22 protein-coding genes are annotated in these 26736 nt (G+C 66.7%); 7 read left to right on the top strand and 15 right to left on the bottom strand.

The genetic code is table 11. The features are described 5' to 3' along the window. Window positions 1-8: 8 nt before the first annotated feature. Window positions 9-605, top strand: a complete 597-nt coding sequence (rplI, locus tag AC1MH0_RS17355; protein WP_056050886.1) for a 50S ribosomal protein L9 — start codon at window positions 9-11, stop codon at window positions 603-605. Between the two features lie 402 nt (window positions 606-1007). Here the strand turns inward: rplI and AC1MH0_RS17350 are convergent, their stop codons facing one another. The 3 genes from AC1MH0_RS17350 to recR all read right to left on the bottom strand — a co-directional run bounded on the left by AC1MH0_RS17350 (window position 1008) and on the right by recR (window position 4091). Then, window positions 1008-2459, bottom strand: a complete 1452-nt coding sequence (locus tag AC1MH0_RS17350; RefSeq protein WP_480963785.1) for a DNA recombination protein RmuC — start codon at window positions 2457-2459, stop codon at window positions 1008-1010. A 462-nt stretch (window positions 2460-2921) separates the two neighbouring features. Further along, window positions 2922-3446 carry a peptide deformylase gene (def, locus tag AC1MH0_RS17345; protein WP_480963784.1) on the bottom strand — a complete coding sequence of 175 codons (525 nt, stop codon included), beginning with the start codon at window positions 3444-3446 and terminating at the stop codon, window positions 2922-2924. A gap of 48 nt (window positions 3447-3494) precedes the next feature. Then, the gene (gene recR / locus AC1MH0_RS17340; protein WP_056052820.1) at window positions 3495-4091 is read right to left on the bottom strand and encodes a recombination mediator RecR; all 597 of its coding nucleotides are present in this window, start codon (window positions 4089-4091) and stop codon (window positions 3495-3497) included. Between the two features lie 52 nt (window positions 4092-4143). On the opposite strand from recR, the gene fmt reads away from it, so the two are divergent. Continuing rightward, window positions 4144-5070, top strand: coding sequence for a methionyl-tRNA formyltransferase (gene fmt, locus AC1MH0_RS17335; RefSeq protein ID WP_480963783.1), 927 nt, complete (start codon window positions 4144-4146; stop codon window positions 5068-5070). Continuing rightward, the gene (gene truA, locus AC1MH0_RS17330; protein WP_480963782.1) at window positions 5067-5807 is read left to right on the top strand and encodes a tRNA pseudouridine(38-40) synthase TruA; all 741 of its coding nucleotides are present in this window, start codon (window positions 5067-5069) and stop codon (window positions 5805-5807) included. The genes fmt and truA overlap by 4 nt, the downstream gene beginning before the upstream one ends. Before the next feature lie 72 nt (window positions 5808-5879). Here the strand turns inward: truA and AC1MH0_RS17325 are convergent, their stop codons facing one another. The 11 genes from AC1MH0_RS17325 to dapA all read right to left on the bottom strand — a co-directional run bounded on the left by AC1MH0_RS17325 (window position 5880) and on the right by dapA (window position 20774). Next, window positions 5880-7088 (bottom strand): class I SAM-dependent RNA methyltransferase, encoded by a 1209-nt coding sequence (locus tag AC1MH0_RS17325; protein ID WP_480963781.1) that lies wholly within the window; start codon window positions 7086-7088, stop codon window positions 5880-5882. Then, window positions 7085-8569, bottom strand: coding sequence for an NAD(P)H-hydrate dehydratase (locus AC1MH0_RS17320; protein WP_480963780.1), 1485 nt, complete (start codon window positions 8567-8569; stop codon window positions 7085-7087). The genes AC1MH0_RS17325 and AC1MH0_RS17320 overlap by 4 nt, the downstream gene beginning before the upstream one ends. Further along, a complete protein-coding gene (locus tag AC1MH0_RS17315; RefSeq protein WP_480963779.1) occupies window positions 8566-8973 on the bottom strand; it encodes a hypothetical protein in 408 nt (135 codons plus the stop codon). Before AC1MH0_RS17315 ends, AC1MH0_RS17320 begins: the two co-directional genes overlap by 4 nt. Then, a complete protein-coding gene (ilvD, locus tag AC1MH0_RS17310) occupies window positions 8954-10675 on the bottom strand; it encodes a dihydroxy-acid dehydratase (protein WP_426280736.1) in 1722 nt (573 codons plus the stop codon). The genes AC1MH0_RS17315 and ilvD overlap by 20 nt, the downstream gene beginning before the upstream one ends. Window positions 10676-10912: 237 nt before the next feature. Further along, window positions 10913-11263, bottom strand: a complete 351-nt coding sequence (locus AC1MH0_RS17305; RefSeq protein WP_093399563.1) for a response regulator — start codon at window positions 11261-11263, stop codon at window positions 10913-10915. A gap of 59 nt (window positions 11264-11322) precedes the next feature. Continuing rightward, window positions 11323-13704, bottom strand: a complete 2382-nt coding sequence (locus AC1MH0_RS17300) for a hybrid sensor histidine kinase/response regulator (protein ID WP_480963778.1) — start codon at window positions 13702-13704, stop codon at window positions 11323-11325. A gap of 549 nt (window positions 13705-14253) precedes the next feature. Continuing rightward, complete coding sequence (locus AC1MH0_RS17295) at window positions 14254-16302, bottom strand: M13 family metallopeptidase (protein WP_480963777.1); 2049 nt, start codon at window positions 16300-16302, stop codon at window positions 14254-14256. A 175-nt stretch (window positions 16303-16477) separates the two neighbouring features. After that, window positions 16478-18556, bottom strand: a complete 2079-nt coding sequence (locus tag AC1MH0_RS17290; RefSeq protein ID WP_480963776.1) for a M13 family metallopeptidase — start codon at window positions 18554-18556, stop codon at window positions 16478-16480. Between the two features lie 136 nt (window positions 18557-18692). Continuing rightward, window positions 18693-19223: a DUF2062 domain-containing protein gene (locus AC1MH0_RS17285; RefSeq protein ID WP_480965782.1), complete on the bottom strand. Its 531-nt coding sequence runs from the start codon at window positions 19221-19223 to the stop codon at window positions 18693-18695. 24 nt (window positions 19224-19247) lie between these two features. Beyond that, a complete protein-coding gene (gene smpB / locus AC1MH0_RS17280) occupies window positions 19248-19730 on the bottom strand; it encodes an SsrA-binding protein SmpB (protein WP_055879372.1) in 483 nt (160 codons plus the stop codon). Between the two features lie 159 nt (window positions 19731-19889). Then, a complete protein-coding gene (gene dapA / locus AC1MH0_RS17275) occupies window positions 19890-20774 on the bottom strand; it encodes a 4-hydroxy-tetrahydrodipicolinate synthase (protein ID WP_480963775.1) in 885 nt (294 codons plus the stop codon). 102 nt (window positions 20775-20876) lie between these two features. On the opposite strand from dapA, the gene AC1MH0_RS17270 reads away from it, so the two are divergent. The 4 genes from AC1MH0_RS17270 (at window position 20877) to AC1MH0_RS17255 (ending at window position 24820) form a co-directional block, all read left to right on the top strand. Then, window positions 20877-22862, top strand: coding sequence for a lytic transglycosylase domain-containing protein (locus AC1MH0_RS17270; RefSeq protein WP_480963774.1), 1986 nt, complete (start codon window positions 20877-20879; stop codon window positions 22860-22862). A 90-nt stretch (window positions 22863-22952) separates the two neighbouring features. Beyond that, on the top strand, window positions 22953-23429 hold the full coding sequence (greB, locus tag AC1MH0_RS17265; RefSeq protein WP_480963773.1) for a transcription elongation factor GreB: 477 nt from the start codon (window positions 22953-22955) through the stop codon (window positions 23427-23429). Between the two features lie 235 nt (window positions 23430-23664). Further along, window positions 23665-24045 (top strand): DoxX family protein, encoded by a 381-nt coding sequence (locus tag AC1MH0_RS17260; RefSeq protein WP_480963772.1) that lies wholly within the window; start codon window positions 23665-23667, stop codon window positions 24043-24045. 10 nt (window positions 24046-24055) lie between these two features. Next, the gene (locus AC1MH0_RS17255) at window positions 24056-24820 is read left to right on the top strand and encodes an NYN domain-containing protein (RefSeq protein WP_480963771.1); all 765 of its coding nucleotides are present in this window, start codon (window positions 24056-24058) and stop codon (window positions 24818-24820) included. Between the two features lie 151 nt (window positions 24821-24971). On the opposite strand, the gene AC1MH0_RS17250 is transcribed toward AC1MH0_RS17255, so the two are convergent. Further along, window positions 24972-26483, bottom strand: a complete 1512-nt coding sequence (locus AC1MH0_RS17250) for an MATE family efflux transporter (protein ID WP_480963770.1) — start codon at window positions 26481-26483, stop codon at window positions 24972-24974. Between the last annotated feature and the right edge of the window lie 253 nt (window positions 26484-26736).

Here is a 26736-nt window from a genome sequence, read left to right as displayed (position 1 = left end):
GCGCCCACATGGACGTCATTCTGCTTGAGCGCGTCGAAAAGCTTGGTGCTATCGGCGACGTGGTGAAGGTCAAGGACGGTTACGCGCGTAACTTCCTGCTTCCCAACAAGAAGGCGCTTCGTTCGAACGAAGCCAACCGCAAGGTGTTCGAGTCGAACCGTGCGAAGATCGAATCGGACAACGCATCGCGTCGCAGCGATGCCGAGACCGAAGCGAAGACCTTCAACGACGCGACCGTGACCCTGATCCGTCAGGCGTCGAACACCGGTCAGCTCTACGGTTCGGTCGCGGTTCGCGATCTGGTCGATGCGCTGGTGGCCGACGGTCACAAGGTCGGCAAGTCGGCGATCGTGCTCGACAAGCCAATCAAGGCGATCGGTGTCTACACCGTCAAGGTATCGCTGCACCCCGAGGTGTCGGTGGCCGTCAAGGTCAACGTCGCCCGCTCGCCTGAAGAGGCCGAGATGCAGGCTTCGGGCGTCGACGTGATGTCGTCGATGTTCGAGCGTGACGAGGCTGGCTTCGTCGAGGATTACGATCCGAACGCAGAGCCCGGCGCGACCGCCGAAGCACCGCGCGACCAGGAGGAAGAGGCGCAGGGTTGATCCCTTCGCTTCCCTTCTAGCCGATACAGAAAGGCCCGCCCGGAGTGATCCGGGCGGGCCTTTTCTTTTGTGACTTTGCGGTGGGTGTCAGGGGCAGGTTACGCAGGCGCCGATCATTGCTGCGAAGGGGATGAGGGCGCAGAGGATGGGGACTAGGTGTTTCATGACCGGGTGACTCTTGGGGGTGTTGTCCGGTTAATGCGCGGGATGTGGAAAGGTTGCCGGGAGGTGAACGATTTTTGTACCGATCGGTTTTCGGTTCGCAAGAAGCCCTCTTTTAGCGCCACCCCGGCGGAGGCCGGGGCCCAGTTGGGAAAGCTAGCGTAACGGATCGCAGCGCCCATCATTCGCGTCTCCCAACTGGGGCCCGGCCTTCGCCGGGGTGGTTCAAAACTAAAGGTGTCAGCCTTCGACATTCTCCGGCTTCTCGATCAGCGCAGGCCCCTCGCCTAGCGCCAGTGCGTCGACCGAGGACACGTCCTCCAAATCGCGCGCACCCGTTTCGATGTTCAGGTCGCGGAACTTGCGGCCGGTTACCATCAGGCGGCCGTTGAACGAGTTTGTGAAGCCGTTGAAGTTCTTCACCGCGCTGTTGAGACCGACACCGACCTTCCGCAGGTCGTCCGCAACCTTGGCGAGGCGATCGTGCATTTCCTTGCCGAGTTCGCCGATCTTCCGCGCCTCGTTGGCGAGTTTCTCCTGGCGCCAGACCGCCGCGACAGTTCGGGCGATCGCGATCAGGTTGGTCGGAGTTGCCAGCAGCACGCGCTTTTCGAAGGCGAAGTCCCAGAGCGTCGGGTCGTGTTCGAGCGCGGCGGAGAGGAAGTGTTCGCCGGGGACGAACATGATGACGTAGTCGGGCGTGTCGGCGAACTGGCTCCAATAGGCCTTGTTGCCGAGGCCGTTGACGTGCGCGCGCATCGACGCCGCATGGGCGGCGAGACCGATCAGGCGTTCGGCGTCGTCGACCGCGCCGAATGCGTCCTGATACGCGTTGAGCGAGACCTTTGCGTCGATTACCAGGGCGCGGCCGCCGGGGACGCGGATGATCGCGTCGGGCCGGAGGCGCGCGCCGTCGTCGCCTACTGCTACCGAGACTTCGGTCTGGAAATCGGTGTGTTCGCTGAGGCCACAGGTTTCGAGGACGTTCTTCAACTGCTGTTCGCCCCAGCGGCCGCGGGATTTGGGGGCGTTGCGGAGGGAATTGACGAGCTTGGCGGCTTCGGTGGAGACCTTTTCCTGGCCGAGGCGCATCTGTTCGATCTGGCCCTTGAGGTCGCCGAACGCGTCGCGGCGCTCGGCCTCGACCTTGGCAACGCCCTCTTCGTAGCGTTGCAGGCGGTCGCTGACGGGTTGGAGCATCGACTTGAGGTTGAGGCCGGCGGATTCCTCAGACTGGCGGAAGCGGGCGTCGGCGCGTTCGAGAAAAGTCTTCTGCGCGTCGCTGAGCAGCTTGTTGGCGACGTCGCCGAACTGCGCGGCCATGACGTCCTTCGCCTCGCGGAGTTCGAGCAGGCGGGCTTCGAACGCTTCGCCTTGTGCCTTGAGCGTCGCGATTTCGGTGCGGGCGGCGTCTCGGTCGGCGCGGATCGTCGCGAGGTCGAGGCGCAGGCGATCGGTGTCGGTGGCGCGCTCGGCGTTCTGCGCGCGGAGCGTGGCGAGGTCCTGCATCGCGGCGTTGCGTTCGCGTTCGACTGCATCGCGCGCGGTGCGGATGAGATCGGCGTCGGCGACCTTGGTCTGCGCGACGGCGAGTTCGCTGGCTAGGGTGGCGGCTCGGCGGGACGCTAGGAGCCAGCCGAGGAGGATGCCGGCGGCTAGTGCGAGGACGGCGATGATGGCGAACTCAGCCATTTTGCGCGGCCGAAATTGAAGTGAAGTATAGGAAGTGCAGACGCTGGCGCAGCATTTCCTTGGGAGGAGATGGGGGCGTTGGCGGGCGGGTTTGGGGAGCGATTGGGGACGTCATGCTTGGAACATACGTCGAACGGTTGATGTAGGACAATCGGAATATGTCGTTCTTCCGCGGAGGCGGGAGTCCAGGGTTGCTGACGGTAGTCCTTGTGGTCCTGGGCCCCCGCCTTCGCGGGGGAACTAGGAGGGACGGGTCGGCAACTTTGGAGAGTCACCACCCTCTCTAATAATACCACCCCGGCGGAGGCCGGGGCCCAATTGGAAAGGACGTCGTAACGGAGGAATGCGCTCCGTTAGCGATGTCCCCCAATTGGGCCCCGGCCTTCGCCGAGGTGGTAGCGTGTTGGGTGAACGGGTGCCCACCCTCAAGCGCTCGTGCTCGTGCTCGTGCTCGCGCTGCCCTCAGCCCAGCTTGCGCTGCTTCGCCAGTTTCTTCAGCACCATGTCGCGCTTGAGGCGACTGATGTGATCTATGAACAGCACGCCGTCGAGATGGTCGATCTCGTGCTGCATGCAGGTCGAGAGCAGACCATCGAAATCTTCCTCATGCGCCGCACCGGTCTCGTCGAGCCACTTCACGCGGCACCGCGCCGGGCGTGCGACCTCGGCATATTGCTCGGGGATCGAGAGGCAGCCTTCGTTGTAGGTCGACATCTCTTCGCTGACCGACAGGATCTCGGCGTTGATGTACGCCTGGGGGTTCTTGATCGGCTTGTCGTCCTCGTCCTTTTCCTCTTGGAGATCGATGACGAGAACGCGCTGCTGCACGCCGACCTGGGTCGCGGCGAGGCCGATGCCGTTGAAGTCGTACATCGTCTCGATCATGTCGGCGACGAGCGTGCGGGTGGAGTCGTCGACCGTCTCCACCGGCTCGGCGACGAGGCGCAGGCGGGGATCGGGGACTTCGAGAACGGTCATGACGGTCATAGCGCGTCCGCTAAGGTACGCGTGGGCATCACGTCAAGCCGATGGGCGTCAAGCCATTGGCCTTCTGGCCCTTAATGCCTGCGCCAGCGTGCCCTCATCGAGATAGTCGAGTTCGCCGCCGACCGGCAGGCCGTGCGCTAGCTGCGTGACGCGGACGGGGAAGCGTTCGATGCGCTCGGCGATGTAGTGCGCGGTGGTCTGGCCTTCGAGCGTGGCGTTCATCGCGAGGACGACTTCGTCGATGCCGCCGGCTTCGATGCGACGGACGAGGCTGTCGATGCTCAGGTCCTCGGGGCGGATGCCTTCGAGCGCGGACAGGCGGCCGCCGAGGACGTGGAAACGGCCGGGGAACAGGCGGGACCTGTCCAATGCCCAGAGGTCGGCGACTTCCTCGACGACGCAGAGCGAACGCTGGTCGCGGCGCGGGTCGGCGCAGATCGCGCACGGGTTGGTGGTGTCGACGTTGCCGCAGGTTGAACAATTCTCCAGCCGCTCGTCGACCGCGGTCAGCGCCTCGCGCAAGGGACCAAGCGCCGCGTCGCGCTTCTTGAGCAGATGCAGCACGGCGCGACGTGCGGACCGGGGGCCGAGGCCGGGGAGCCGGGCCAGCGCCTGCGTCAGCGCCTCGATCTCGGGGGATGCCATAGGGAACAGATAGGGGGTTGCGCGGCTCCCCGCCAGCGTGTTCGAGAGGGCCATGCGGATCATCTTCATGGGAACGCCGGACTTCGCAGTGCCGGTGCTGGAGGCCCTCGTCGCGGCGGGGCATGACGTGGCGGCGGCGTATTGCCAGCCTGCTCGGCCAGGGGGGCGGCGTGGGCGCGAGCTGGTGCCGTCGCCGGTGCAGGTTCGGGCCGAGGCGCTCGGCATCGAGGTGCGGACGCCGGTGTCGTTCAAGGCGTCTTTGCCGGAGGGCCTGGAAGCTCGCGAGGCGTTTACGGCCTTGAACGCGGATGTGGCGGTAGTGGCGGCCTATGGTCTTATTCTGCCGCGCGCGGTGCTGGAGGCGCCTCGGTTCGGGTGCCTGAACGTGCATGGGTCGTTGTTGCCACGGTGGCGTGGGGCTGCGCCGGTGCAGCGAGCTATCCTTGCGGGCGATGCCGAGACGGGGGTCGGGATCATGCAGATGGAGGCGGGTCTGGATACCGGGCCGGTTCGGCTCGAGGGGCGCACGCCGATCGTTGGGAAGACTGCGGGGGACCTGACGTCCGAGCTGTCGGCGATGGGGGCTCGGTTAATGGTCGAGGTGCTGGGCGATCTCGACGCCTACCCTGCCCGGCTCCAGCCCGAGGACGGCGTCACCTACGCGGCGAAGATCGAGAAGGCCGAGGCGCGGATCGATTTCGAGCGGTCGGCGGTCGAGGTCGAGCGGCTGGTGCGGGCGATGAACCCGGCGCCGGGGGCTTGGTTCGAGGTTGCTGGCGAGCGGGTGAAGGTGCTGGCGGCGGACGTGTTGCCGTTCTCGTTTCTTGGGTGCGAGGGGCTGACGGTCAATGCCGAGCTGACGATCGGGTGTGGCGACGGCGCGATCCGGCCGACCTTGGTGCAGCGGGCGGGGCGTGGCGTGACGTCTGCTGAGGAAATGCTGCGCGGGTTTCCGATTCGGTCGGGGACGCAGCTTTGACGCGGTTCGCGTTGACGGTGGAGTTCGACGGGCGGCCGTTCATGGGCTGGCAGCGGCAGAAGCACGGACCGAGTGTGCAGGCGGCGCTGGAGGCCGCGGTGCTTAAGATGACCGGCGAGACCGCGTCGGTGCAGGCGGCGGGGCGGACCGATGCGGGGGTGCATGGGATGGCGATGCGCGCGCATGTCGACATCGCGAAGCCGCTCGCCGCGTTTCGGTTGATGGACGGGCTGAATGCGCTGGTGAAGCCGGCACCGGTGTCTGTGCTGGCGTGCGAGGTGGTCGACGACGATTGGCATGCGCGGTTTTCGTGCGTCGGGCGGTCGTATGAGTATCGGATCGTCAACCGGCGCGCGCCGCTGACGTTCGAGGCGGGGCTGGCTTGGCAGGTGCCGCAGTTGCTGGACGAGGGGGCGATGGCGGAGGCTGCGGGGGCGCTGGTTGGGCGGCATGACTTCACGACGTTTCGGTCGGCGCATTGCCAGGCGGATAGTCCGGTGCGGACTTTGGACCGGCTGGAGGTGGTGCGGAAGGGGGAGCGGCTGTTCGTGTACGCGGCGGCGCGGTCGTTCCTGCATCACCAGGTGCGGTCGATGGTCGGGTGCCTCGCGTTGGTGGGTATGGGGCGTTGGGCGGTTGGCGATGTTGCGGCTGCGCTCGCGGCGAAGGATCGGGCGATGCTGGGGCTGAATGCGCCGCCTGACGGGTTGTTCTTCGTGAGGGCCGTCTACCCGTAGGAAGCTTGTTCCCCCGCGAAGGCGGGGGTCTAGACTGGGCCCCCGCCTTCGCGGGGGAACAATCTTCTTCGGTTAGCGGACGAACTTGGCAGCCAACTCGACATGCGTCGACCAGCGGAACTGGCCGACCGGCTGGACCCAGTCGATCCGCCAACCCGCGTCGCACAGCTCCTTCGCATCGCGCGCGAAGCTGGCCGGATTGCACGAGACATAGGCGATCACCGGCGTCTTGCACTCCGCCAGCGCGGTCGCCTGTTCACGTGCGCCGGAGCGTGGCGGATCGATCACCACCGCGTCGAACCGGTCGAGTTCGGCCACCGTCAGCGGTCGGCGGTAGAGATCGCGGTGCTCCGGGTAGACCGGCCGCTGGGTCCGATGCGCGGCGGCCTTCAGCGAGCCGAGCGCGTCGCGCGCGCCTTCGGCCGCATAGACCTTGGCGGGGATTGCGAGCGTAAAGGTGCCGAGGCCGGCGAACAGGTCGGCGACCGTTGCGGGCTTGCCGATCGCTTCGAGTACAGCGGCGGTGAGTGCGGCTTCGCCATCGGGTGTGGCCTGGAGGAATGACGCGGGCGGGAGCGGCACGGGTACGCCGCCGAGCGTGATCGTGACCGCGTCGGGTTCCCAACGCGTCTCGGGACCGAGGCCGTCGTCGAACGCCACGCGCGCGATCTTGTGGTCTTCGCAGAATTTGGTGAGCGCTTCGGCGGCGGGCAGGCCTTCGGGCGCGAAGCCGGTGATCAGGATGTCCGCGCCCTGGTCCGCTAACGTCAGGTGAATGTCTGCGCGGCGGCGGAAGTTGAGGCGCTTGAGGAGCTGGCGGAGCGGCTGGACGAGCGCGAACAGGCGCGGATCTAGAATCCAGCATTCTTTGATGTCGACAATCGTGTGTGCTTTCTCCGCGGTGAAGCCGAGCGTGATCTTGCCGCCCTTGGCCTCGGCGTGGAGCGTCGCGCGGCGGCGGCTGCGTTCGGGCGAGATGTGGGGTTCGCGGATCGGCGCGGACAGGTCCTGGCCGTCGAGCGCGGAGGCGATGCGGTCGGTGACGAACGCGGCATAGGCCTGGTCGTCGAGATGCTGGAGCTGGCACCCGCCGCAGGTCGGGAAATGGACGCAGGGGGGCGTCTGGTGGTGCGGGCCGGGGATTACCGTGCCGTCGGGCGCGAGCGTATCGCCGGGTGCCGAGAAGGCGGCGTGGCGTCCATCGGCGGTCATGCCGTCGCCGCGCGCTGCGACGCGGACGATCGTGTCGATATTCGATTCAGAGGTCGAGTCAGTGGTCATGGGGCCGCTCTGGCCGACCGGAGCGCTTCCGCCAAGTCGTCGGCGATGAAAGCCGCGCCCAATCGGCGGGCAGCGTCACCGTGGAGCCACACTCCGGCACAAGCTGCGTCGAGCGGATCAAGCCTACCGGCGAGCATCGCGCCGATCGCGCCGGCGAGGACGTCGCCGGTACCGGCGGTGGAGAGCCAGTCGCTGGCCCCTTGCGCGATGCGGACGCGGCCGTCGGGGGCGGCGATGACGGTGTCGGCGCCTTTGAGGACGACGATGGCGTTGGCGCGGGTGGCGGCGTCGCGGGCTCGGGTGATCTTGTCGGTGTCGGATTTGCCAAAGAGCGCGTCGAACTCCCCCGCGTGCGGTGTGAGGATGACGGGGGCCCTCAGGGCCTTGATCCGCTCGGGGTCGAGCAGGCGAAGGGCGTCGCCATCGATGATCAGCGGGTGGCCCGAGGACAGCGCGGCGTCGAGGCGGGCCTTGGCGGTATCGTCGCGACCGAGGCCAGGGCCGATCACGAGTGCGCCGATGCGATCGTTGGCGAGCGCGTAGTCCGAGAATGGCGTGCGGACGAGCGCGTGCGGGGAGCCTTGGCTGTCGCCGAGCAGGGTTACGTAGCCGGCGCCGGCGCGCATCGCGGCGAGCGCTGCGAGGTCGCCGGCGCCGGACATGCTGCCCGCGACGATCGCGACCATGCCTCGTGTGTATTTGTGCGAGTCCGGGCCGGGGGTCGGGACGATTGGGGTTTTGAGGACTTCGGCTTGGCTGAGCGTGGGGACGCCGATGTCGAGGAGGCGGATCTGGCCGCAATAGCGCGCGGCCGGTTGGAGGAGGTGCGCAGGTTTTACGGCGCCGAGCGCGAGGGTGAGGTTGAAGACGGGGGGTGTGCTGAGGGCCTCGCCTGTGTCGGTGGCAAGACCGCTGGGGAGGTCAACAGCGATGCTGAGCTGCGCGGCGTTTGCGAGGAAATGGAGACACTCGACCACAGACCGTTCCCCCGCGGACGCGGGGGCCCAGGATAGGCCGCTAGGTGAGCCCTCGGGATTTAGCTGGGGCCCCGCGTCCGCGGGGGAACGGTTGGGGGTCGGTGTTGTACGGGCGTCGAGCGGGCGCGTGAGGCCGGTGCCGACCAGCGCGTCTACGAGGATCGGCGCGGGTTTCGCCTCCGTCAGCGTTTCGACGGGGCCTAGCCACCCTGCCCTCGCCGACTTCGCCGCATCCGTCTTGGGTTCCGACAGCGCCGCGACGCGGACCGTCACGCCCATTTCCGCCAGCACGCGAGCCGCGACATAGCCGTCGCCGCCGTTGTTGCCGGGGCCGCAGAGGATCAGAACGTCGTTCGTGCCCGCGAGCCGGCGGACTACCTCCGCGATCGCGGTGCCGGCGCGCTCCATCAGTGTTTCGACCGAGACGCCGGTGGCGATTACCACATCCTCCGCAGTGCGCATTTCGGCGGCGGTGAGGACCGGCTGGCCATCGATGCCGATCATGACGGCTTGGTCGCGCCTTGGACGGTGGCCGGGAGGCGATAGCGGTTGCCGCCTAGCGCGACCTCGATGCCGTCCGTGCCCATGATCGTGACCTTCGCCGCTTCGGCGCCGTCCGCCGCGATCACCCCGCGGCCGTCCTGCGTTACCAGCAACCGGCGGAAAGCTCCGTCGGGATGGCGGATCGTCAGGATCAGGCCATCCTTCCCCTGTGCCTGCTCAATCGTGCAGGTCGACGCGAACGCGGCTCCACCCTGCGCACAGGCGATACGGCTGTCCCTAGCGGTTTCGGTGCGCTGCTGCGCCGCGACTTGTTCGCTGCTCGGCTGCCCTCGCCCACACGCTGCGAGCGGGAGCGAGAGAAGCGCGGCAACCGCCAGTATTTGCTTAAATATCCGCGTAGACATGGGTTTCGGCTGCCGCTCCAGGGTGCGTGACGGCACCCTTGTACGCGGGGCCGACGGTCTTCGCATAGCGCCAGAGTGCGCCCGACCCGTAATCGTTGGTGCGCGGCACCCATGCCGCGCGGCGCTCCGCCATCACGTCCTCGGGCACGTCGAGGTCGATCGTGCCGGCTTCGGCGTCGATGTGGATGATGTCGCCGTTCTCGACCAGCGCGATCGGGCCGCCGTCCGCCGCTTCGGGGCCGACATGGCCGATGCAGAAGCCGCGCGTGCCGCCCGAGAAGCGCCCGTCGGTGATCAGCGCAACGCTCTCGCCCATGCCGAGGCCGTAAAGCGCGGCGGTGGTCGACAGCATCTCGCGCATGCCGGGGCCGCCCTTCGGCCCTTCGTAGCGGATGACGATGACTTCGCCCTCGTTGATCTGGCGATTCTCGACCGCGGCGAAGGTGTCCTCCTCGCAGTCGAACACGCGCGCCGGGCCCGAGAACTGGAGGCGATGCATGCCCGCGACCTTCACGATCGCGCCGTCGGGGGCGAGACTGCCGCGCAGGCCCACGACGCCGCCGGTCGGGGTCAGTGGGGTCTTGATGTCGTAGATGACCTTCTGATCGGGGTTCCATGTCACCTGGTCGATGTTCTCACCGAGCGACTTGCCGGTCACGGTCAGGCAATCGCCGTTGAGGAACCCGCCGGCGAGCATCGTCTTCATCAGCATGTAGACGCCACCGGCCTCGTACATGTCCTTGGCGACGTACTTCCCACCGGGTTTGAGGTCCGCGATGTACGGCGTTGTCTTGAAGATCTCGGCAACGTCGAACAGGTCGAATTCGATACCGGCTTCGGACGCCATCGCGGGGAGATGCAGCGCCGCGTTGGTCGAGCCGCCGGTCGCGGCGACGACGCGTGCGGCGTTGATGAACGCCTCGCGCGTGCAAATGTCGCGCGGGCGGATGTTGTCCGCGAGACACTCCATGACCTGCGCGCCGGCAGCCACGGCGATCTGCTCGCGCGTCGTGTAAGGAGCCGGCACCATGTTGCTGTTCGGGATCGACAAACCGATCGCCTCGGCGACGCAGGCCATCGTGTTCGCGGTGTACTGGCCGCCGCATGCGCCATGGCCGGGACACGCGACCTTCTCGATCGCGTGGACTTCGGACAGCGGGCACGCGCCGGCGGCGTATTTGCCGACGATCTCGAACACGTCGACGACGGTGACATCGCGGTCCTGGTAGCGGCCCGGCAGAATCGAGCCGCCATAGACGAAGACGGAGGGGATGTTGAGGCGGAGCATCGCCATCATCATGCCGGGGAGCGACTTGTCGCAGCCGGCGAACCCGACGAGCGCGTCGTAGCAATGGCCGCGGACCGAGAGTTCGACCGAGTCGGCGATGACTTCGCGGCTGACGAGGCTGGCCTTCATGCCCTGATGGCCCATCGCGATGCCGTCGGTGACGGTGATCGTGTTGAACCGGCGCGGCATGCCGCCGCCCTGGATGACGCCGGCCTGCGCCGCATCGGCCTGCGCATCGAGCGTGGTGTTGCAGGGTGCGGAGTTGTTGCCGGCGGACGCGAGCGCGACGAACGGGCGCGCGATCTGCTCCTCGTCGAGGCCCATCGCGTAGTAATAGCTGCGGTGCGGGGCGCGTTCTGGGCCGACGGAGACGTGGCGGCTCGGCAGGCGCGATTTATCGAATGTGCGGGTCATGGCGAACGCCTATGTCGCGGGAGAGGGTATTTACGCAAGAGAGTTGCGTTGATTTTTGCGTGCGGGGGTCGCGGAGGGCGTTCAAGTTCGTACATAATCCTCCCCTACAAGGGGAGGTGGCGCGAAGCGACGGAGGGGTATTGCGCCATCGAGAGCGGTCACCCCTCCGTCAGCGCAACGCGCTGCCACCTCCCCTCGTGGGGGAGGATGCGCAAGAACAGCGCGCCGGCGCGGGAGTTAAAGGCCTTCGAGTGCCTTCGCGACGCCGTCCATCGTGAAGGGCTTCTGCAACCGCGGGCGATCGCGAAATTCTGGCGCTACGCCATCATCGCCGCCGCCGGTGGCGAAGACGAAGGGGACGCCCTTTGCCGCCAGCGCCTCGGCGACCGCGGTGCTCTTCTCGCCGCCGCGCAGGTTCACGTCGAGGATCGCGCCGTCGACGCCGCCCTCTTCGATCCGCTTCAATGCGTCGGCGACGGTGTCGACGGAGCCCGCCACACCCTTGTCCAGCACTTCGAGAAAATCCTCGAGCATCATGGCGATCAACGGTTCGTCTTCGACGATCAGAATCTGCTGGGGAGCGGTCATGTCATGCGCATAGGCGGGATTGTTACGACTTGCCAACATCTTGTTCGAACCATCTTGGTTTAGCCTCGGGGCGTCGCAAGCACGTCTCGTGCCGCTTCGGCGAGTTCCTGGACCGAGAAAGGTTTCGGCAGGAACGCCACGTTGTCGAGGTCGATCGACTTGCGCAGCTGCTCCTCGGCATAGCCCGACATGAACAGGATCGGCAGGTCGGGGAATTTCTCGCGCGCATGCCGCACCATCGTCGGGCCATCCATCTGCGGCATGACGACGTCGCTGATCAGCAGGTCCGGGCGGCCGTGTTTCTCCAGCACTTCCAGCGCGATCTCGCCGTTTTCCGCGGTCAACACCGTATAGCCCTGCCGCGTGAGCGCGCGCTCGGCGACGGCACGGACCATGTCCTCGTCCTCGACTAGCAGGATCGTGCCCGTGCCCCACAAGTCGACCGGCTTCGGCGTGGGCTTGATCACCACGGGGCGAGTCGCGGCGGGGGCCGAATGGACCGGCAGGTACATCGAGAAGGTCGCACCCTGCCCCGGCTTGCTGTCGGCGAAGATGTAGCCGCCGGACTGTTTGACGATACCGTAGACGGTCGAGAGACCGAGCCCGGTGCCCTTGCCGAATTCCTTGGTGGTGAAGAACGGCTCGAAGATCTTGGGCAGCACGTCGGGCGGAATGCCGGTGCCGGTGTCCTGGACGATCAGCGCGGTATAGTCGGCGACGGGCAGGATGTCGGACGCCATCTCGCGCACTTCGGACGCGGGAACGGCGCGCGTGGTGATCGTCAGCACGCCGCCGCCGCGCGCGTTCGCCGAGACGATCGCGTCGCGCGCGTTGACTGCGAGGTTGACGACGACTTGCTCGAGCTGGCCCGGATCGGCGCGGACGGGGCCGAGATTGCGGCCGTGCGTCATGTCGAGGCGGACGTTCTCGCCCATCAGCCGCTTGAGCAGGTTCGAGACCTCCGAGACGACGTCGGGGAGTTGCAGAATCTGCGGGCGGAGCGTCTGCTGGCGCGAGAAGGCGAGCAGCTGGCGGGTCAGGCTGGCGGCCCGGTTCGAGTTGGTGCGGACCTGCTGGATGTCGTCGTAATCGCTGTCGCCGGGCGAATGGCGCATCAGCATCAGGTCGCAATGGCCGATGATCGCGGTGAGGATGTTGTTGAAATCATGCGCGACCCCGCCCGCGAGCTGGCCGACTGCCTGCATCTTGGTGGCCTGTGCCACCTCGCGCTTGAGGCGACTCTCCTCGCTATTGTCCTTGAGGCTGAGCAGCACGGCGGCATCGCCCAGGCCGCGGGCACCGGCGATGGTGAGCGCGACCGGCTCGTCGGGGTGATCCTTGAGGCGGACGGCCATGTCGGCGGAATGCGTCGCGCCGTTCGCGAACTTGCGGACCGCGTCGGCGACCGCGGCCTTGTCCTCGCGGACGACGAGGTCGCCTGGATAGAGCGGCGGTGCGACCGCATTAACTCCGGCAGCGCGCAGGAACGAGTCGTTCATCTGCAGGAAGCGACCGTCGCGGTCGACCAGCGCCATGCCGAACGGCATCATGCTGACGAGGCTGCGGACGTGGGCGGAGGCGCTGGCGCCAAGCGCGGGGGCGTTCTCTTCCTCGTCGAGCAGCGCCACCAGCACGGGGGCGTCGTCGCCGTCGAGGAACGGGATCTGGAGGACGCGGAGTGGCGTGCCTTCGAGGCCTTCGCGTTCGAAGCGGACGAGGCCGCGGCTGTCGGTAATCAGGAAGCGGGCGAAGTCGCGGCCTTCGATCGAGTCGTATTCGTTGCCGCACGCCCTCGCGCGCAGCACGCGGTTGGCGGTGCGGACGCGGCCGTCGGGCGAGAGCAACGCGGCCATGATGCCGCTGCCGCCGAGCCGGTCGCCGGTCGGGCCGGTCAGCAGCGCGGCGAGCGTCTCGGCGAGGTCGTGCTCCTGCGCGGTGACGAAGCGCCAGACGAGCATGTCGGCGTCGTCGCCGGCGCGCGCGATCTGGGCGGAGAGGCAGACGTTGCGGGCGTTGAGCCGCTCGACCTGTGCGGTGCCGTCGCGCCACGCGGAGCGGCCGGCGTCGGCGAGCGCTGCGTTGCCGGCTTCGTCGAGCGGCAGGCCGGGGGGCGTCGGGAAGCCTTCGAACAGCGCTTCGTAGGCGTCGTTGGCGCAAACCAGACGCCCGGCACGGTCGGTGATCGCGAGTGCGTCGGTGCCGGCTTCGGCGACGGTGCGGGTGAGGTCCCAGTCGACCGGGCGTGGTGCGTCCTTGGCGACGGGATTGAGCAGGCGCCAGGCGGTCAGCGCACCGATGACGATGATGGCGGCGGCGAAGAAACCGGCAGCGGCGATCCAGCTGCCGACGAGCAACAGCACGATCGCGGCGGCGGCGACGCCCGAGGCGATGGCGACGAATGCTGCGTTGCGGGCGGGGGTGGGTAAAGCGAACGATGCCATCGCGGGGAGTCATCCGCTGTTGCGGGGTGAGGCGTCAAGCGGGTTGCGGGGATGTTGGAGCGGTTACGCTTCTCACAGGCGATGTTCGCTAAGACAAATTACCACCCCGGCGGAGGCCGGGGCTCAGTTAGAAAGGGGGTAGTAACGGTACGCCGACCGTCGTCAGCAACGTCCCCCGACTGGGCCCCGGCCTTCGCCGGGGTGGTCGTCGTGGGTGGGGTCCGCAGGTCGCTCCTCTACCGTTCCCCTGTGCAGGGATCGGTCCAGGGTTACGGGCCGTAGCGTTTTTAATCCTGGGCCCCCGCTTTCGCGGGGGAACTGGAGTGTCACCGCCCCGCGACCGACGGCGATCTTTTGCTCCCCTCCCTGGAAGGGAAGGGTTGGGGGTGGGTCGGCCTGTTGGTGGACGATGCCCTCCCCAAGCGGCCGCCCCACCCCTTGCCCCTCCCTTTCAGGGAGGGGAGACCGTTGGGGGTTAGGCAGGCCTGAGCTCTTTCTTCTGAAAGACGCGCCCAGTTTCAGCTACCCTCGCTGTCTTAAAAGAAACCCCTACCAGATCCGAACGCGCTGCTCCGGCGTCAGGTACAGCTTCTGGCCCGGCGTCGGCTTGTATGCCGCGTACCAGGGGTCGAGGTTGCGCACGACCCACGCGCGCTGCTGCGACGGCGAGTGTGGATCGGTCAGCAAGCGATTGCGAAGGTTGGCTTCCCGGTAGTTGCGGCGCCAGACCTGAGCCCAGCCAAGGTAGAAGCGCTGATCGCCGGTGTACCCGTCGAGGACGGGCGCGGTCTTGCCGCCGAGTGCCGTGTGGTACGCATCGTACGCCACCGTCAGACCCGCGAGATCGGCGATGTTCTCACCCATCGTCAGCTGGCCCTTCACGTGCATGCCGGGCAGCGGTTCGTAGGCATCATATTGCGCACCCAGCTTGCCGGTGAGCGCCTTGAAGCCGGCGATGTCCTTGGCCGTCCACCAGTCGGTGAGCTGGCCCTTCGCATCGTATTTCGAACCCTGGTCGTCGAAATGATGGCTCAGCTCGTGGCCGATCACCGCGCCGATGCCGCCGTAATTGACCGCGTCGTCCGCCTTTGGATCGAAGAACGGTGGTTGCAGGATCGCGGCGGGGAAGACGATCTCGACCATGCCGAAATTGGCATAGGCGTTCACCGTCATCGGCGTCATGCCCCATTCCCAGCGCTGCAACGGCTTGCCGAGCTTCGAGATATTATCCTGGTGCTGCCATTCGTTCGCGCGCCATTCGTTGCCGAACGCATCGCCAGACGTGATCGTCAGGCCGGAGAAATCCTTCCACTGGCTGGGGTAGCCGATCTTCGGGGTGAACGCGGCGAGCTTGGCGTGCGCCTTGACCTTGGTCTCGGGCGCCATCCATTCGAGCTTGTCGATCCGGCGGCCCATCGCGGCGAGCACGTTCTTGACGAGCTTGTCGGCCGCAGCCTTGGTCTCGGGCGGGAAATACTGCGCGACGTAGAGCTTGCTGACCTCGTCGTCGAGCGCGCCCGAGGTGAACTGGACGCCGCGCTTCCAGCGGGCCTCCTGCTCGGGCGTGCCGCCGAGGACGGTGCCGTAGAACGCGAACTGCTCGGCATCGAACGCCTTGGGGAGGACGTCCGCATAGCCGTCGAGCGAGCGCAGGATCAGCTGGTCTTTCAGCACGCCGACCGGCGCGGCCGAGACGAGCTTGGCGATGCCGGTGATCGCGGAGGGCTGTGCGACGATGACGGTCGGGACGGGCGTGCCGATGCCCTTGAAATACGCGGCGAAATCGAAGCCGGGGGCGCGCTTGGCGAGATCGGCGACGGTCATCTTGTTGTAAGTCTTGGTGGCGTCGCGGCTGTCGACGCGGGTCCAGCTGACCTTGGCGATCTCGGTCTCGAACGCGAGCAATGCGGTGGCGCGCGCCTCGGCATTGGGTTCGCCGGCGAGGGTCAGCATCTTGACGATGTGCGCGCGGTAGGCGTTGCGCGCCTCGACTAGTTTCGCGTCGGCGCTGAGATAGTAATCGCGGTCGGGGAGGCCGAGGCCGGACTGGCCGAGCGAGAGCGCGTATTGCTCGGGCAGCTTGTCGTCCTGGCCGACGCCGCCGCCGAACGGGCCGCCGATCCCGGCGCGGTCGGCTTCGGCGAGGAGGGCGGGATAGGCGGCGCGGTCCTTCAGCGCTGCGATCTTGGACAGCCACGGCTTGATTGGCGCGAGGCCCTTGCCTTCGATCGTGCCGGTGTCGAGGAACGTCGCGTAGGCGCGGCCAATCTTCGAGTTGGGGTCCTTGGCGGCGGTGTCTAGGATGCCGCGGGTGCGCGTCTCGGAAAGGTCGGAGAGGAGATTGAACGAGCCGTAGTTCGACTTGTCGGCGGGGATCGGGGTGTTCTTGGACCAATTGCCGTTGGCGAAGGTGTAGAAGTCGTCGCCGGGCTGGACGGTCTTGTCCATGCCCTTCTCGTCGAAGCCGAACGTTCCGTATTGCGCGCCGGTCGGGGCTGCGGGAGCGGCTAGCGTTGGCTCAGCCGTTTGCGAGATGGCGGCGGTGACGCCGGTGATGGCGGTTGCGGCGAGCAGGCCGGCGACGATGAAGGACTTCATGGGGTTCTCCTAGAATTTCGTTGGCATCACCCACCAACACGCCTCCCCGGCGAAGGCCGGGTCCAGTTGGAAAGGTCTCGGTAATGGGGGACAGTCCGCCGCTACGTCTGTCCCCCAACTGGGCCCCGGCCTTCGCCGGGGTGGTGCAAGGTCGGGGTATGCGGCGGGGTCGTCGTTACCAGATGCGGACGCGGTTGGCGGGGGCGAGGTAGCTGGCCTCGCCCGGCTTGGCGCCGAACGCGGCGTACCAGGGGTCGAGGTTGCGAACCGTGAGGACGCGCTGGTGGCCCGGCGAATGCGGGTCGGACAGCAACGCTTGCTGGAGCGCGGCGTCGCGGAACTTGCTGCGCCAGACGCCCGCCCAGCCATAATAGAAGCGCTGGTCGCCGGTGGTGCCGTCGATGATAGGCGCGGGCTTGCCGCCGAGCGACTTGTGATACGCGTCGTAGGCGACCGTCAGGCCCGCCAAGTCGGCGATGTTCTCGCCGAGCGTCAGGCCGCCCTGAATGTGCTGGCCGGGGAGCGGTTCGTACGCGTCGTACTGCTTCACGAGCGCATCGGTGAACACCTTGAAGCGCGCGACGTCCTGCGGCGTCCACCAGTCGGTGAGCTTGCCGTTGAGGTCGTATTTGCGGCCCTGGTCGTCGAAGTGATGGCTGATCTCGTGGCCGATCACCGCGCCGATGCCGCCGTAGTTGACAGCCGGGTCCGCCTTCGGATCGAAGAACGGCGGTTGCAGGATCGCGGCCGGGAAGACGACCTCGTTCATCGTCGGGTTGGCGTAGGCGTTGATCGTCATCGGCGTCATGAACCACTCGGCCCGATCGATCGGCTGGCCGAGCTTCTTCAGGTCGCGGTCGTATTCGAACGCGTTGGCTCGCGCGACGTTACCGACGAGATCCCCGCGCTGGATCTGGAGCGCGGAATAGTCGCGCCACTTGTCTGGATAACCGATCTTCGGCGTGAAGGCGGCTAGCTTGGCGAGCGCCTTGGTCTTGGTCTCGGGCGCCATCCATTCGAGGTTCCGGAGACGCTCGCCCATCGCCGCGATGACGTTCTTCACGAGATCGTCGGCTGCAGCCTTCGACTCGGGCGGGAAATACTTCGCGACATATTGCTGGCCGATTGCCTCGCCCATCGCGCCCGACACGGTCGAGACGCCGCGCTTCCAGCGGACCTGCTGCTCCGGCGTGCCCGACAGCGTGGTGCCGTAGAACGCGAAGTTGGTCTTGTCGAAATCGCTCGACAGATACGGCGCGTACGAACGCAGCACCTTGAGCATCGCATAGTCCTGGAGGACGTTGACGGGCGTGTCGGCGAAGACCTTCGCCTCGCCCGTCACCGCGCTCGGCTGCGCGACGAGGTAGAACGGACGACCGTTGACGCCCATCGCGGTCATGTACTGCGCCCAGGGGAAGCCCGGCGCCTTTGCAGCGAAGTCGGCGGCGGTCCATTTGTTGTAGGTCTTGTCGGCGTCGCGGCTCTCGATCCGCGTCCAGTGCGCGGTCGCGAGGCCCTTCTCCATGTTGAACACGGCGGCAGCGCGGGTGGCGGCGTTGGGCTCGCCGGCGAGCGTGAGCATCCGCGTGAGATACGCCTGGTACGCGGTACGGATCGTGGCGAGCTTGGCGTCGTCCTTGAGGTAATAGTCGCGGTCGGGGAGGCCGATGCCGCTCTGGCCGAGGCTCACGACGTAGGTGGTCGGATCCTTGTCGTCCTGCTGAACGCCGACGCCGACGAGACCACCGACACCCATGCGCTGGAGCTTGGCGATCTCGGTGACGAGCGCGGTCTTGTCCTTGGTCGCCTTGAGCGCGGCGAGCATCGGCTTGACGGGGGTAGCGCCCTTCGCGTTGACCGCGGCCTCGTCCATGAAGCTGGAATAGAAATCGCCGACCTTGTCGCCGGGCGTCTTTGCGGAGACGTCGAGAATCGTGCGGGTGCGTTCGAGCGACAGGTCCTGGAGGACGTGGAACATGCCGTAGGACGAGCGATCGGCGGGGATCGGCGTGGTCTTCACCCAGCCACCGTTCGCGTAATCGAAGAAGTCGGTGCCCGGCGTCACGCTGGTATCGCGGCCGGCCATGTCGAAGCCGAAATCGCCGATCTGCGGCTTGTTGGCATCCTTGGCGGCAACGGGGCCTTTCGCAGCCTTGGCGAGCGTCGGCGACGGCGCGCCGGGGCCCGGTCGCGTCTGGGCAAAGGCCGAGGCAGCGGACGCGAGCAGGATCACGGTAACAATCGACTTACGCATCAAGGAACCTCGATAAGGACTTCAGGATGCGTGTGTTTTACGCCGATAGGACGGTCCGTCAATTCGGCTAGATCAAGAATAGTGACGATTGTTACGACTTGTGATCGTTGTGACGTTGGTCGTGACGATGGTCGCGTCAGTGATCGTGCCGGTGCCGCCATTTGCGCGCAATCCACAACCGCCAGCCCAGCGCGCTTAGCGCATAGCCGCCAACCGAACCAACGATGGTTATGATAAGTAGCCCCAGCGCGGTGGCGGGGCCGGCCTGCATCAGCCACGGGATCCACTCTGTCTGCGCCGCGGCCTCCGCGACCGGCTGGCCGGGGACATGCTCGTCCAGCCGCAGCAGCGACGAACCGATCCAGTACGCGGCGATCCACAGCGGCGGGGTGGTCAGCGGGTTGGTGATGAACGTGGTCAGCGCCGCGGTCGGCACGTTGGCCCGGAACGGCAGCGCGAAGATCGCGGCGACGGGCGTCTGCGCGACCGGGATCAAAATGCCCGCGACCATTCCAAGCGCGACGCCGCGCGGCACCGAGCGGCGGGTGAAACGCCACAGTTCGGGTGCGAGGACACGGTGCGCGACGGGACGGAGAAGGCGGTTCCGCTCCATCGATTCGCGGGTCGGCAGATTGCGACGCGACCACGCCGCGAGGCGCGCGAACAGACCGACCGGCGTGCTGGACACAGCCTATCCGCGATCGCGCATGATGCGGCCCTGCTCGCGCTTCCAGTCCTGTTCCTTCACCGAATCGCGCTTGTCGTGGTTCTGCTTGCCCTTGGCGAGCGCCAGTTCGATCTTCGCGCGGCCCTTCGAATTGAAGTAGATCATCAGTGGGACAAGCGTCATGCCCTGGCGTGCGACTGCCCCGAACATCTTGTTGATCTCGCGCTCGTGCAGCAGCAATTTGCGCGGCCGTTTGGGCTCGTGGTTGAAGCGGTTGCCGTGGCTGAATTCGGGGATGTTCGAGTTCACCAGGACGACGTTCTTGCCCTTCACCTCGGCATAGGCCTCGGCGATCGAGCCTTCGCCGCCGCGCAGCGCCTTCACCTCGGTGCCGGTGAGCGCGATGCCCGCCTCGAACACCTGCTCGATGTAATAATCATACCGCGCGCGCCGGTTCTCGGCGACGATCTTGGTCTTCTCGAAGGTCGGGGGTTTGGGACGTGCCATGGGACGCGCGATGTAGGAGGTCGGAGGGCTTAGGGGAAGCGGTGGGGTGCTATTGGCTGAAACAATCGCTGTTCTCCTGCGAATGCAGGAGTCCAGGGTAACACGCGGCTGTGTTCGCGATCCTGGGCTCCTGCTTTCGCAGGAGAACACGCAGGGGGTTCAGGCCAGGTCGGCGTGTGCCAAGGCAGCGTCGACCGCAGCGCGCGAGGCCTCACCGGCGGGGGTCATTGGCAGGCGGAGCGTCTCGGGGAAGCCCGCCCGCACCTTGGTCATCGCATACTTGACCGGGCCCGGCGAGGCGTCGGTGAACAGCGCTTCGTGTAGCGGATAGAGTTGGTCCTGATACGCCAGCGCCTTGACGAAATCGCCGGCCTGGCACGCCGCCTGGAACTCCGCGCAGAGCTTCGGCGCGACGTTGGCGCTTACCGAGATGCAGCCGGTGCCACCCATGACGTTGAACGCCAGCGCCAGATCGTCATTGCCCGACAGCTGGCAGAAATCCGGGCCGCATGCCGCGCGGTGCTGAGAAACGCGGGCGAGGACGCCGCTGGCATCCTTCACCCCGACGAACACGTCCGGGAACGCCGCGACGATCCGCGCTAAGGTCGCCGGCTGGATGTCCGTCACCGTCCGCGCGGGGACGTTGTAGAGGATGATAGGCAGCGGGGTCGACGCCGCGAGCGCCTCGAAATGGCGGAAGATGCCCTCCTGCCCCGGCCGGTTGTAATAGGGCGGGACCATCAGCGCGGCGTCGGCGCCTGCTTCCTTCGCGGCGCGCAAATTGGCGGACGCGACACGCGTGTCGTTCGAGCCCGCGCCGGCGATGACCGGCACGCGGCCCTTCGCCTGGTCGACGCAGACGCGGACCACATGGAAATGCTCGTCATACGACAAGGTCGCCGCCTCGCCGGTCGTCCCGCACGCCACCAGCCCCGACGAGCCCTCGACGATCTGCCACTCGATGAAGTCGCGATAGGCTGGTTCGTCGAAGCTGCCATCGCCGGCGAACGGCGTGACGAGCGCCGGAATAGATCCTGAAAACATGCGGTGGCCTGCGGTCCTGTTGCGCCGGATGTCTTGCAACATCCGGATTTCGTTCAGGACAGATACGGGTTCGGGGCGTATGCTGTCCACATGGTAGCATCGATGTTTAAAACGAGCCTTCTCCTTGCAGTCGTGGCGGGGACGGTCGCCGCGTCGGGAGGCGGGCAACAGACGCTGGATCGCTACAGCACGCAGCTGGCTAACATGGGCCCCAATGCGCAGCCGATGGCGACGGATGGCGCGATCGCCTCGACCATCGCGCAGTGGCGGGCGTTGCAGCAGACCGATGCGCTGCCGTTCGACAGCTATGCGGGCTTCCTGATGGCGCATCCGGGCTGGCCTAACGAGACGGCCAACCGGCGTGCGGCGGAGCGCAAGGCTTCTATGGGCTCGCCGACCAGCGTCGTCGCGTTTTTCCGTCGTTACCCGCCGCAGTCCGCGTCGGGCGGTGTCGCGTATGCGCGGGCTTTGCAGGCGACCGGCGCGCGGGATCAGGCTTATGCGGCGGTGCGGACGGCGTGGCGGAGCGCCGGCCTGACGCCGACCGACGAGGCGATGGTGGTGTCGGGCTTTCCGGGCGCGCTGACGCCGGACGACCAGGATGCGCGGATGGATGCGCTGTTGTGGGCGGGCCAGACCGGCGTGGCGCAGCGGCAACTGGTCTGGACGAGTGCAGCGCGGCGGCCGATCTTCGAGGCGCGGCTCGCGTTCCGGACGAATGCGCCGAACGCGTCGGATATCTCGGCGTCGACGCAAACCTTGTATGCGAACGACGCGGGCTATGTCGCAGACCGGGCGCAGTGGTTGCGCAATTCGGGGGCGAGCCCGTCGGCGCGGGCGTGGTTGGCGCGGCCTCGGTCGCTGGTGACACGGCCGGGCAATGCCGCCGAGTGGTATGAGGTGCTCGTCACCAACGCAAACGGCGCGGCGGACGACGGGCAATATCAGGTCGCCTACGACATCGCGCGGCAGATCGACGATGCGTATCCGTATGGCGCGGACATCGCGGCGAAATCCTATGCCGAGCGCGACGAATATACCAATCTCGCCTGGCTCGGCGGACGGGTGGCGATGAAGCAACTCGGGCGGCCGGCAGATGCGATGACGCTGTTCGACCGGTATGCGCGCGGCTCGCGCTCGCCGCAGGTGCGGTCGAAGGGATATTACTGGGCGGGTCGCGCGGCGGAGGCGGCTGGCTTGGCGCCTCAGGCGGCGGCGTTCTACGGCCAGGCGGCGGGGTACCGCGATCAATATTACGGGCAGTTGGCGAACGAGCGCACCGGGCGCGCGTTGGTCGCGCCGCCGTCGGTCGCCTCGATCGTCGTGGATCCATCAGTGCGCGCGGCGTTCGATCGGCGCGAGACGGTGCGGGCGGTCAAGTTCCTCGGTCAGATCGGCGACTGGCAGGACCAGACCGCGTTCGTCCGCCAGATCGCGGCGGACGCTACGACCGATACCGATCATTTGCTCGCCGCCGAGCTTTCGAAGAGCATCAACCGGCCGGACCTCGGCGTGATGGTCGGGCGGAGTGCGCTGGCGAACGGCCTCAGCGATTATTCCGCGGTCGGCTTCCCGATGGTCGCGGTGCCGGCGGGGTACGAGGATAACTGGACGATCATCCACGCGATCTCGCGGCAGGAGAGCCAGTTCGATCGTGCCGCGGTGAGCCACGCCGGCGCGCGCGGGCTGATGCAGCTGATGCCGGCGACCGCGCGCGAGCAGTCGGGGAAGATCGGCCTCGCGTACAACCAGGCGGCGCTGACGACCGATCCGAACATGTCGATCATGCTCGGGTCGAGCTATTTCCAGCGGGTCTACGCCAATTACGGCAGTTATCCGCTGGCGGTGGCGGCGTATAATGCGGGCGGCGGCAACGTGAACAAATGGCTCCGCGCGAACGGCGATCCGCGGACCGGGGCTGTCGACATGGTCGATTGGGTCGAGGCGATCCCGTACCAGGAAACGCGCAACTATGTGCAGCGCGTGCTGGAAAATGCGGTGGTGTACGATTTGATGAACCCCGCGCGGGCGAAGAGCCGGGGGGCGGCGCGGTTGTCGTGGTATCTGGGGAAGAACCGGCCGGGTTGAGGTCTCGCCACCTCATAAGATTGTTCTCCCGCGAAGGCGGGAGCCCAGACTGGGCTCCCGCCTTCGCGGGAGAACATGGTAGGGCACCGCATGGATCGCCCCAACTACATCACCCCCGCCGGCTACACGATTCTTCGCGAGGAATATGAGCACCTGCTCGCTGGCGAACGGCCGAAGCTGGTCGAAGTCATCTCGTGGGCGGCGGGAAACGGCGACCGGTCCGAGAACGGCGATTACATCTACGGCCGCAAGCGCCTGCGCGAGATCGATCGCCGGCTCGGCTGGCTGTCGAAGCGGATGAAGGCGGCCAAGGTCGTCGACCCCGCCGCGCAGGAAGATCGTTCGCGCGTGTGGTTCGGCGCGTGCGTTACGGTCGCGGACGACGATGATATCGAGCGGGTCCTGACCCTGGTCGGCGACGACGAGACCGACGCAGGCAATGGGCGGATCGGCTGGAACTCGCCGTTCGCACGCGCCTTGCGCGGCGCTGCGATCGGCGATGTACGGCGTGTGGATTTGCCCGCCGGCGAGCGCGAATATGAGGTTATGGCGATCGCCTATCCCTGACGTTGCGATCCTCCCCCGCAAGGGGTAGGTGTCGCCGAAGGTGACGGAGGGGGAGGACACGGAACAGAGGCTACCCTTTCCTCCCCCTCCGTCTGGCAAGCGCCAGCCACCTCCCCCTGGCGGGGGAGGATCGTGAGAGCGCGTCCCGTCAACGATCCGTTTCGATCTACGCGAATTGACCTCGCGCCGCCCCCGTGTGACGTTTCGCCCACGCAACGACACCCGAGGAATCCCCATGCCGATACCCGCCACCTGGTCCAGCCGCCTGCTCAGCGTCATGCGCATCGTCGTCGCGCTGGTGTTCTTCAGCCACGGCATCTCGAAATTTTTCGGCCTGCCCCCCTTCCCGATGCCGATGAACCCGCTGCTGACGGTCGCCGGCGTGCTCGAAGTCGTCGGCGGCGGGCTGCTGATCGTCGGCCTGTTCACGCGGCCGATCGCGTTCGTGCTGTCGGGCATGTCCGCGGTCGCGTATTTCATGGCGCACATGCCGAAGGGCCCCTTCCCCATCGCCAATGGCGGCGAGGCGGCGGTGCTCTACTGTTTCGTTTTCCTGTACCTAGCCGCGGCCGGTGGCGGTGTCTGGAGCGTGGACGCGCAGCGCGCGCGCGGCTAACCTCGCGCGCATGATCGATACCACAACGCGCAACGTCGCCCTCCTGATCGACGCGGACAATGCGTCCGCGGCGACCCTCGACCCGGTGCTGACCGTCCTTGCCGAGCTCGGCACGGTCAACGTCCGGCGGGTCTATGGCAACTGGTCCAAGCCCGCGCTGAAGGCGTGGAGCGACATGTCGATCAAGCACGGCATCGAGCCGCAGCAGCAGTTCGACCTGACCAAGGGCAAGAACGCGACCGACATGAAGATGACGATCGACGCGATGGACCTGCTGTTCCGCGGGCGGATCGACGGGTTCGGGATCATGTCGTCGGACAGCGACTTCATGCCACTCGCGACGCGCATCCGCCAGGACGGGATCCCGGTGTATGGCTTCGGCACCAGCCGCACGCCGGAAGGATTCCGCCAGGCGTGCACGCGATTCATCGATGTGGGGGCGCTGAACGAGACGTCTCAGCCGATGCAGGCACCGGCGCCTGCTCCGGTGGCTGGCGAGAAGCCCGCTACGCCCGCGCCGGTCGCTCGGCCTAAGACCGCGCAACCGATCGACGAGCAGGTCATCAAGCTGCTGATCGACGCCTACAACGCGGTGAAGCGGGACGAGAAGGGCTATGCGAGCGTTGCCGAACTGGGGCAGCTCGCGGGTAACCGGTCGAGCTTCGATGCGCGGAATTATGGGTTCAACCGGCTGTCCGACCTGATCGAGACGATCCCGAACTTCCAGCATGAGCGCCGGGAAGGTGGGCGTTCGTTCGTGAAACGGCTGCGGTAGGCACCCCTCAATAGCTCTCGTTACGCGCACCACCCCGGCGAAGGCCGGGGTCCAATTGGAAAGGTCGCAGTAACGAAGGGCTGCCCCTAGTTAACGTCGTCCCCCAATTGGGCCCCGGCCTTCGCCGGGGTGGTAGCTTAATACGAGCGCCTTACCCCGTGGGCTGCAACCGCCCACCCGGCTCGCTCATCCCGTGCGCCTGTTCCTCGCTATCGTCCGGCACGACCAGCGCACCCTTCCGCCAGTTGCCGTAGCGGTAATACCACGCGGCAATCGCCAGCGTTGCGAGCGACCCTAGCGGAAAGCTCCACCACAACGCGTCCGCGCCGAGCCACGGTTTCGCCAGCAACGCAAAGCCGATCCGCACCGGATACAGCGCGACGATCAGCGCGATCAGCGGCGCGATCACTGCGCCGTTCGCGCGCACCGTCGAGAACAGCACCATCGTCATCCCGAACAGGATGAAGTTCCAGCTCGCGATCAACTGGATATGCCGCGCGATCGGCAGCGCGGGGCTCGCGCCACCGATAAACAGCGTCATCACCGGGCGATCGAACAGCAGCACGACTGCAACCATCGCACCGGTCAGCGCTACGTTGAAGAGGAGACCATATTTCGTAATGTCGCCGACCCGGTCCCAGCGCCCTGCGCCGATATTCTGCGCCGCCATCGAACTGACCGCCGCGCCGATCGCCAGCGCGGGCATCTGGATATAGGTCCAGAGCTGCTGCGACACCGCATAGGCCGCCGCGGTATCGACGCCGAGCCGGTTGACCAGCCCGACCATCGCGAGCCCGGCGGTGGACATGACGAGCATCTGCGCGCCCATCGGCAGGCCTTTCCGGACGATCGTCCCGGTCAGCGCGCGCTCGGGGATAAGGTAGCGGAGTTCGTTGCCGCGCAGCCGCAGCGGCAGGTCGCGCTTGTAGATATAGGCGATCAGCCCAAGCAGCGAGACGTGGCTGGCGATCAACGTCGCCATTGCCGAGCCGGCAATGCCCATCTGCGGGAACGGGCCGATCCCGGCGATCAGCAACGGGTTGAGCCCGCTGTCGAGCAGCGCGCTGAGCAGCATGAACCATAGCGGCGTCATCGAATCGCCGGTGCCGCGCAGCCCCATCATCAGCAGCACCATCATCATCGACGCGGGCAGCCCGAGGAAGATCACGCGGAGGTACGCGAGCGCGAGCGGCATTGCATCGCCGGGGGTGGCTAGCAGGTGCAGGATCTCTGGCGCGAACACCCAGCCAAGCGCGGCGATCACGATCGCACCGCCGAGGACCAGGCCGACAGCGGATCCGAACGCCCGGCGTGCGCCCTCCAGATCGTGGCGACCGAAGCTCTGGCCGACCAGGATCGTCGCGGCCATGCCGAAGCCGAACACCGCGCCGAAGGTCAGGAACATGATTATGTTGGCATTCGAGGTGGCGGCGAGTGCGCCTTCGCCGAGATAGCGGCCGACCCAGATCGCGTTGATCGAGCCGTTGAGGGATTGCAGGATATTCGAGCCGAGTGTCGGAAGGGCGAACGCGAGCAGCGTGCGGCCGATGTGTCCGGCGGTGAGGTCGCGCTGGCCGGGTTTGCCGCGGGGGTGGTCGGGCTTTGCGCTGGATGGGTCCTGGGAAACGGTGCTGGCTTCGACGTCGGATGGAAGGTCGCTCACACAGTCTCTCCGTCAGGCCGAATTCGGTCCGGCAACCACCGGCTAACGGTCAGGCGCCCTGTCATGTCGAGTGCCTAGCCGCGGAGTGAACTCCGGAACAAGCCGGTAGGTCCCCTGCCCGGAATAACTATGACGCCCCGGAGAAGGCCGGGGTCCAATTGGGAAGGTCGTAGTAACGCAGCGCTTTCACCGTCAGCCACGTCACCCAGTTGGACCCCGCCTTCGCCGGGGGGAGCGGGGGAAACGGCGTTGC

The sequence above is a fragment of the Sphingomonas sp. AP28 genome, from assembly GCF_056680455.1.
This window is presented reverse-complemented; position numbering and strand designations above follow the sequence as displayed.

Bases quoted from the DNA above. Each gene is read 5' to 3' on its own strand.
- rplI (WP_056050886.1), top strand. From the start codon at position 9: ATGGACGTCATTCTGCTTGAGCGCGTCGAAAAGCTTGGTGCTATCGGC.
- AC1MH0_RS17350 (WP_480963785.1), bottom strand. From the start codon at position 2,459: ATGGCTGAGTTCGCCATCATCGCCGTCCTCGCACTAGCCGCCGGCATC.
- def (WP_480963784.1), bottom strand. From the start codon at position 3,446: ATGACCGTCATGACCGTTCTCGAAGTCCCCGATCCCCGCCTGCGCCTC.
- recR (WP_056052820.1), bottom strand. From the start codon at position 4,091: ATGGCATCCCCCGAGATCGAGGCGCTGACGCAGGCGCTGGCCCGGCTC.
- fmt (WP_480963783.1), top strand. From the start codon at position 4,144: ATGCGGATCATCTTCATGGGAACGCCGGACTTCGCAGTGCCGGTGCTG.
- AC1MH0_RS17325 (WP_480963781.1), bottom strand. From the start codon at position 7,088: ATGACCACTGACTCGACCTCTGAATCGAATATCGACACGATCGTCCGC.
- AC1MH0_RS17320 (WP_480963780.1), bottom strand. From the start codon at position 8,569: ATGATCGGCATCGATGGCCAGCCGGTCCTCACCGCCGCCGAAATGCGC.
- AC1MH0_RS17315 (WP_480963779.1), bottom strand. From the start codon at position 8,973: ATGTCTACGCGGATATTTAAGCAAATACTGGCGGTTGCCGCGCTTCTC.
- ilvD (WP_426280736.1), bottom strand. From the start codon at position 10,675: ATGACCCGCACATTCGATAAATCGCGCCTGCCGAGCCGCCACGTCTCC.
- AC1MH0_RS17305 (WP_093399563.1), bottom strand. From the start codon at position 11,263: ATGACCGCTCCCCAGCAGATTCTGATCGTCGAAGACGAACCGTTGATC.
- AC1MH0_RS17300 (WP_480963778.1), bottom strand. From the start codon at position 13,704: ATGGCATCGTTCGCTTTACCCACCCCCGCCCGCAACGCAGCATTCGTC.
- AC1MH0_RS17295 (WP_480963777.1), bottom strand. From the start codon at position 16,302: ATGAAGTCCTTCATCGTCGCCGGCCTGCTCGCCGCAACCGCCATCACC.
- AC1MH0_RS17290 (WP_480963776.1), bottom strand. From the start codon at position 18,556: ATGCGTAAGTCGATTGTTACCGTGATCCTGCTCGCGTCCGCTGCCTCG.
- smpB (WP_055879372.1), bottom strand. From the start codon at position 19,730: ATGGCACGTCCCAAACCCCCGACCTTCGAGAAGACCAAGATCGTCGCC.
- dapA (WP_480963775.1), bottom strand. From the start codon at position 20,774: ATGTTTTCAGGATCTATTCCGGCGCTCGTCACGCCGTTCGCCGGCGAT.
- AC1MH0_RS17270 (WP_480963774.1), top strand. From the start codon at position 20,877: ATGTTTAAAACGAGCCTTCTCCTTGCAGTCGTGGCGGGGACGGTCGCC.
- greB (WP_480963773.1), top strand. From the start codon at position 22,953: ATGGATCGCCCCAACTACATCACCCCCGCCGGCTACACGATTCTTCGC.
- AC1MH0_RS17260 (WP_480963772.1), top strand. From the start codon at position 23,665: ATGCCGATACCCGCCACCTGGTCCAGCCGCCTGCTCAGCGTCATGCGC.
- AC1MH0_RS17255 (WP_480963771.1), top strand. From the start codon at position 24,056: ATGATCGATACCACAACGCGCAACGTCGCCCTCCTGATCGACGCGGAC.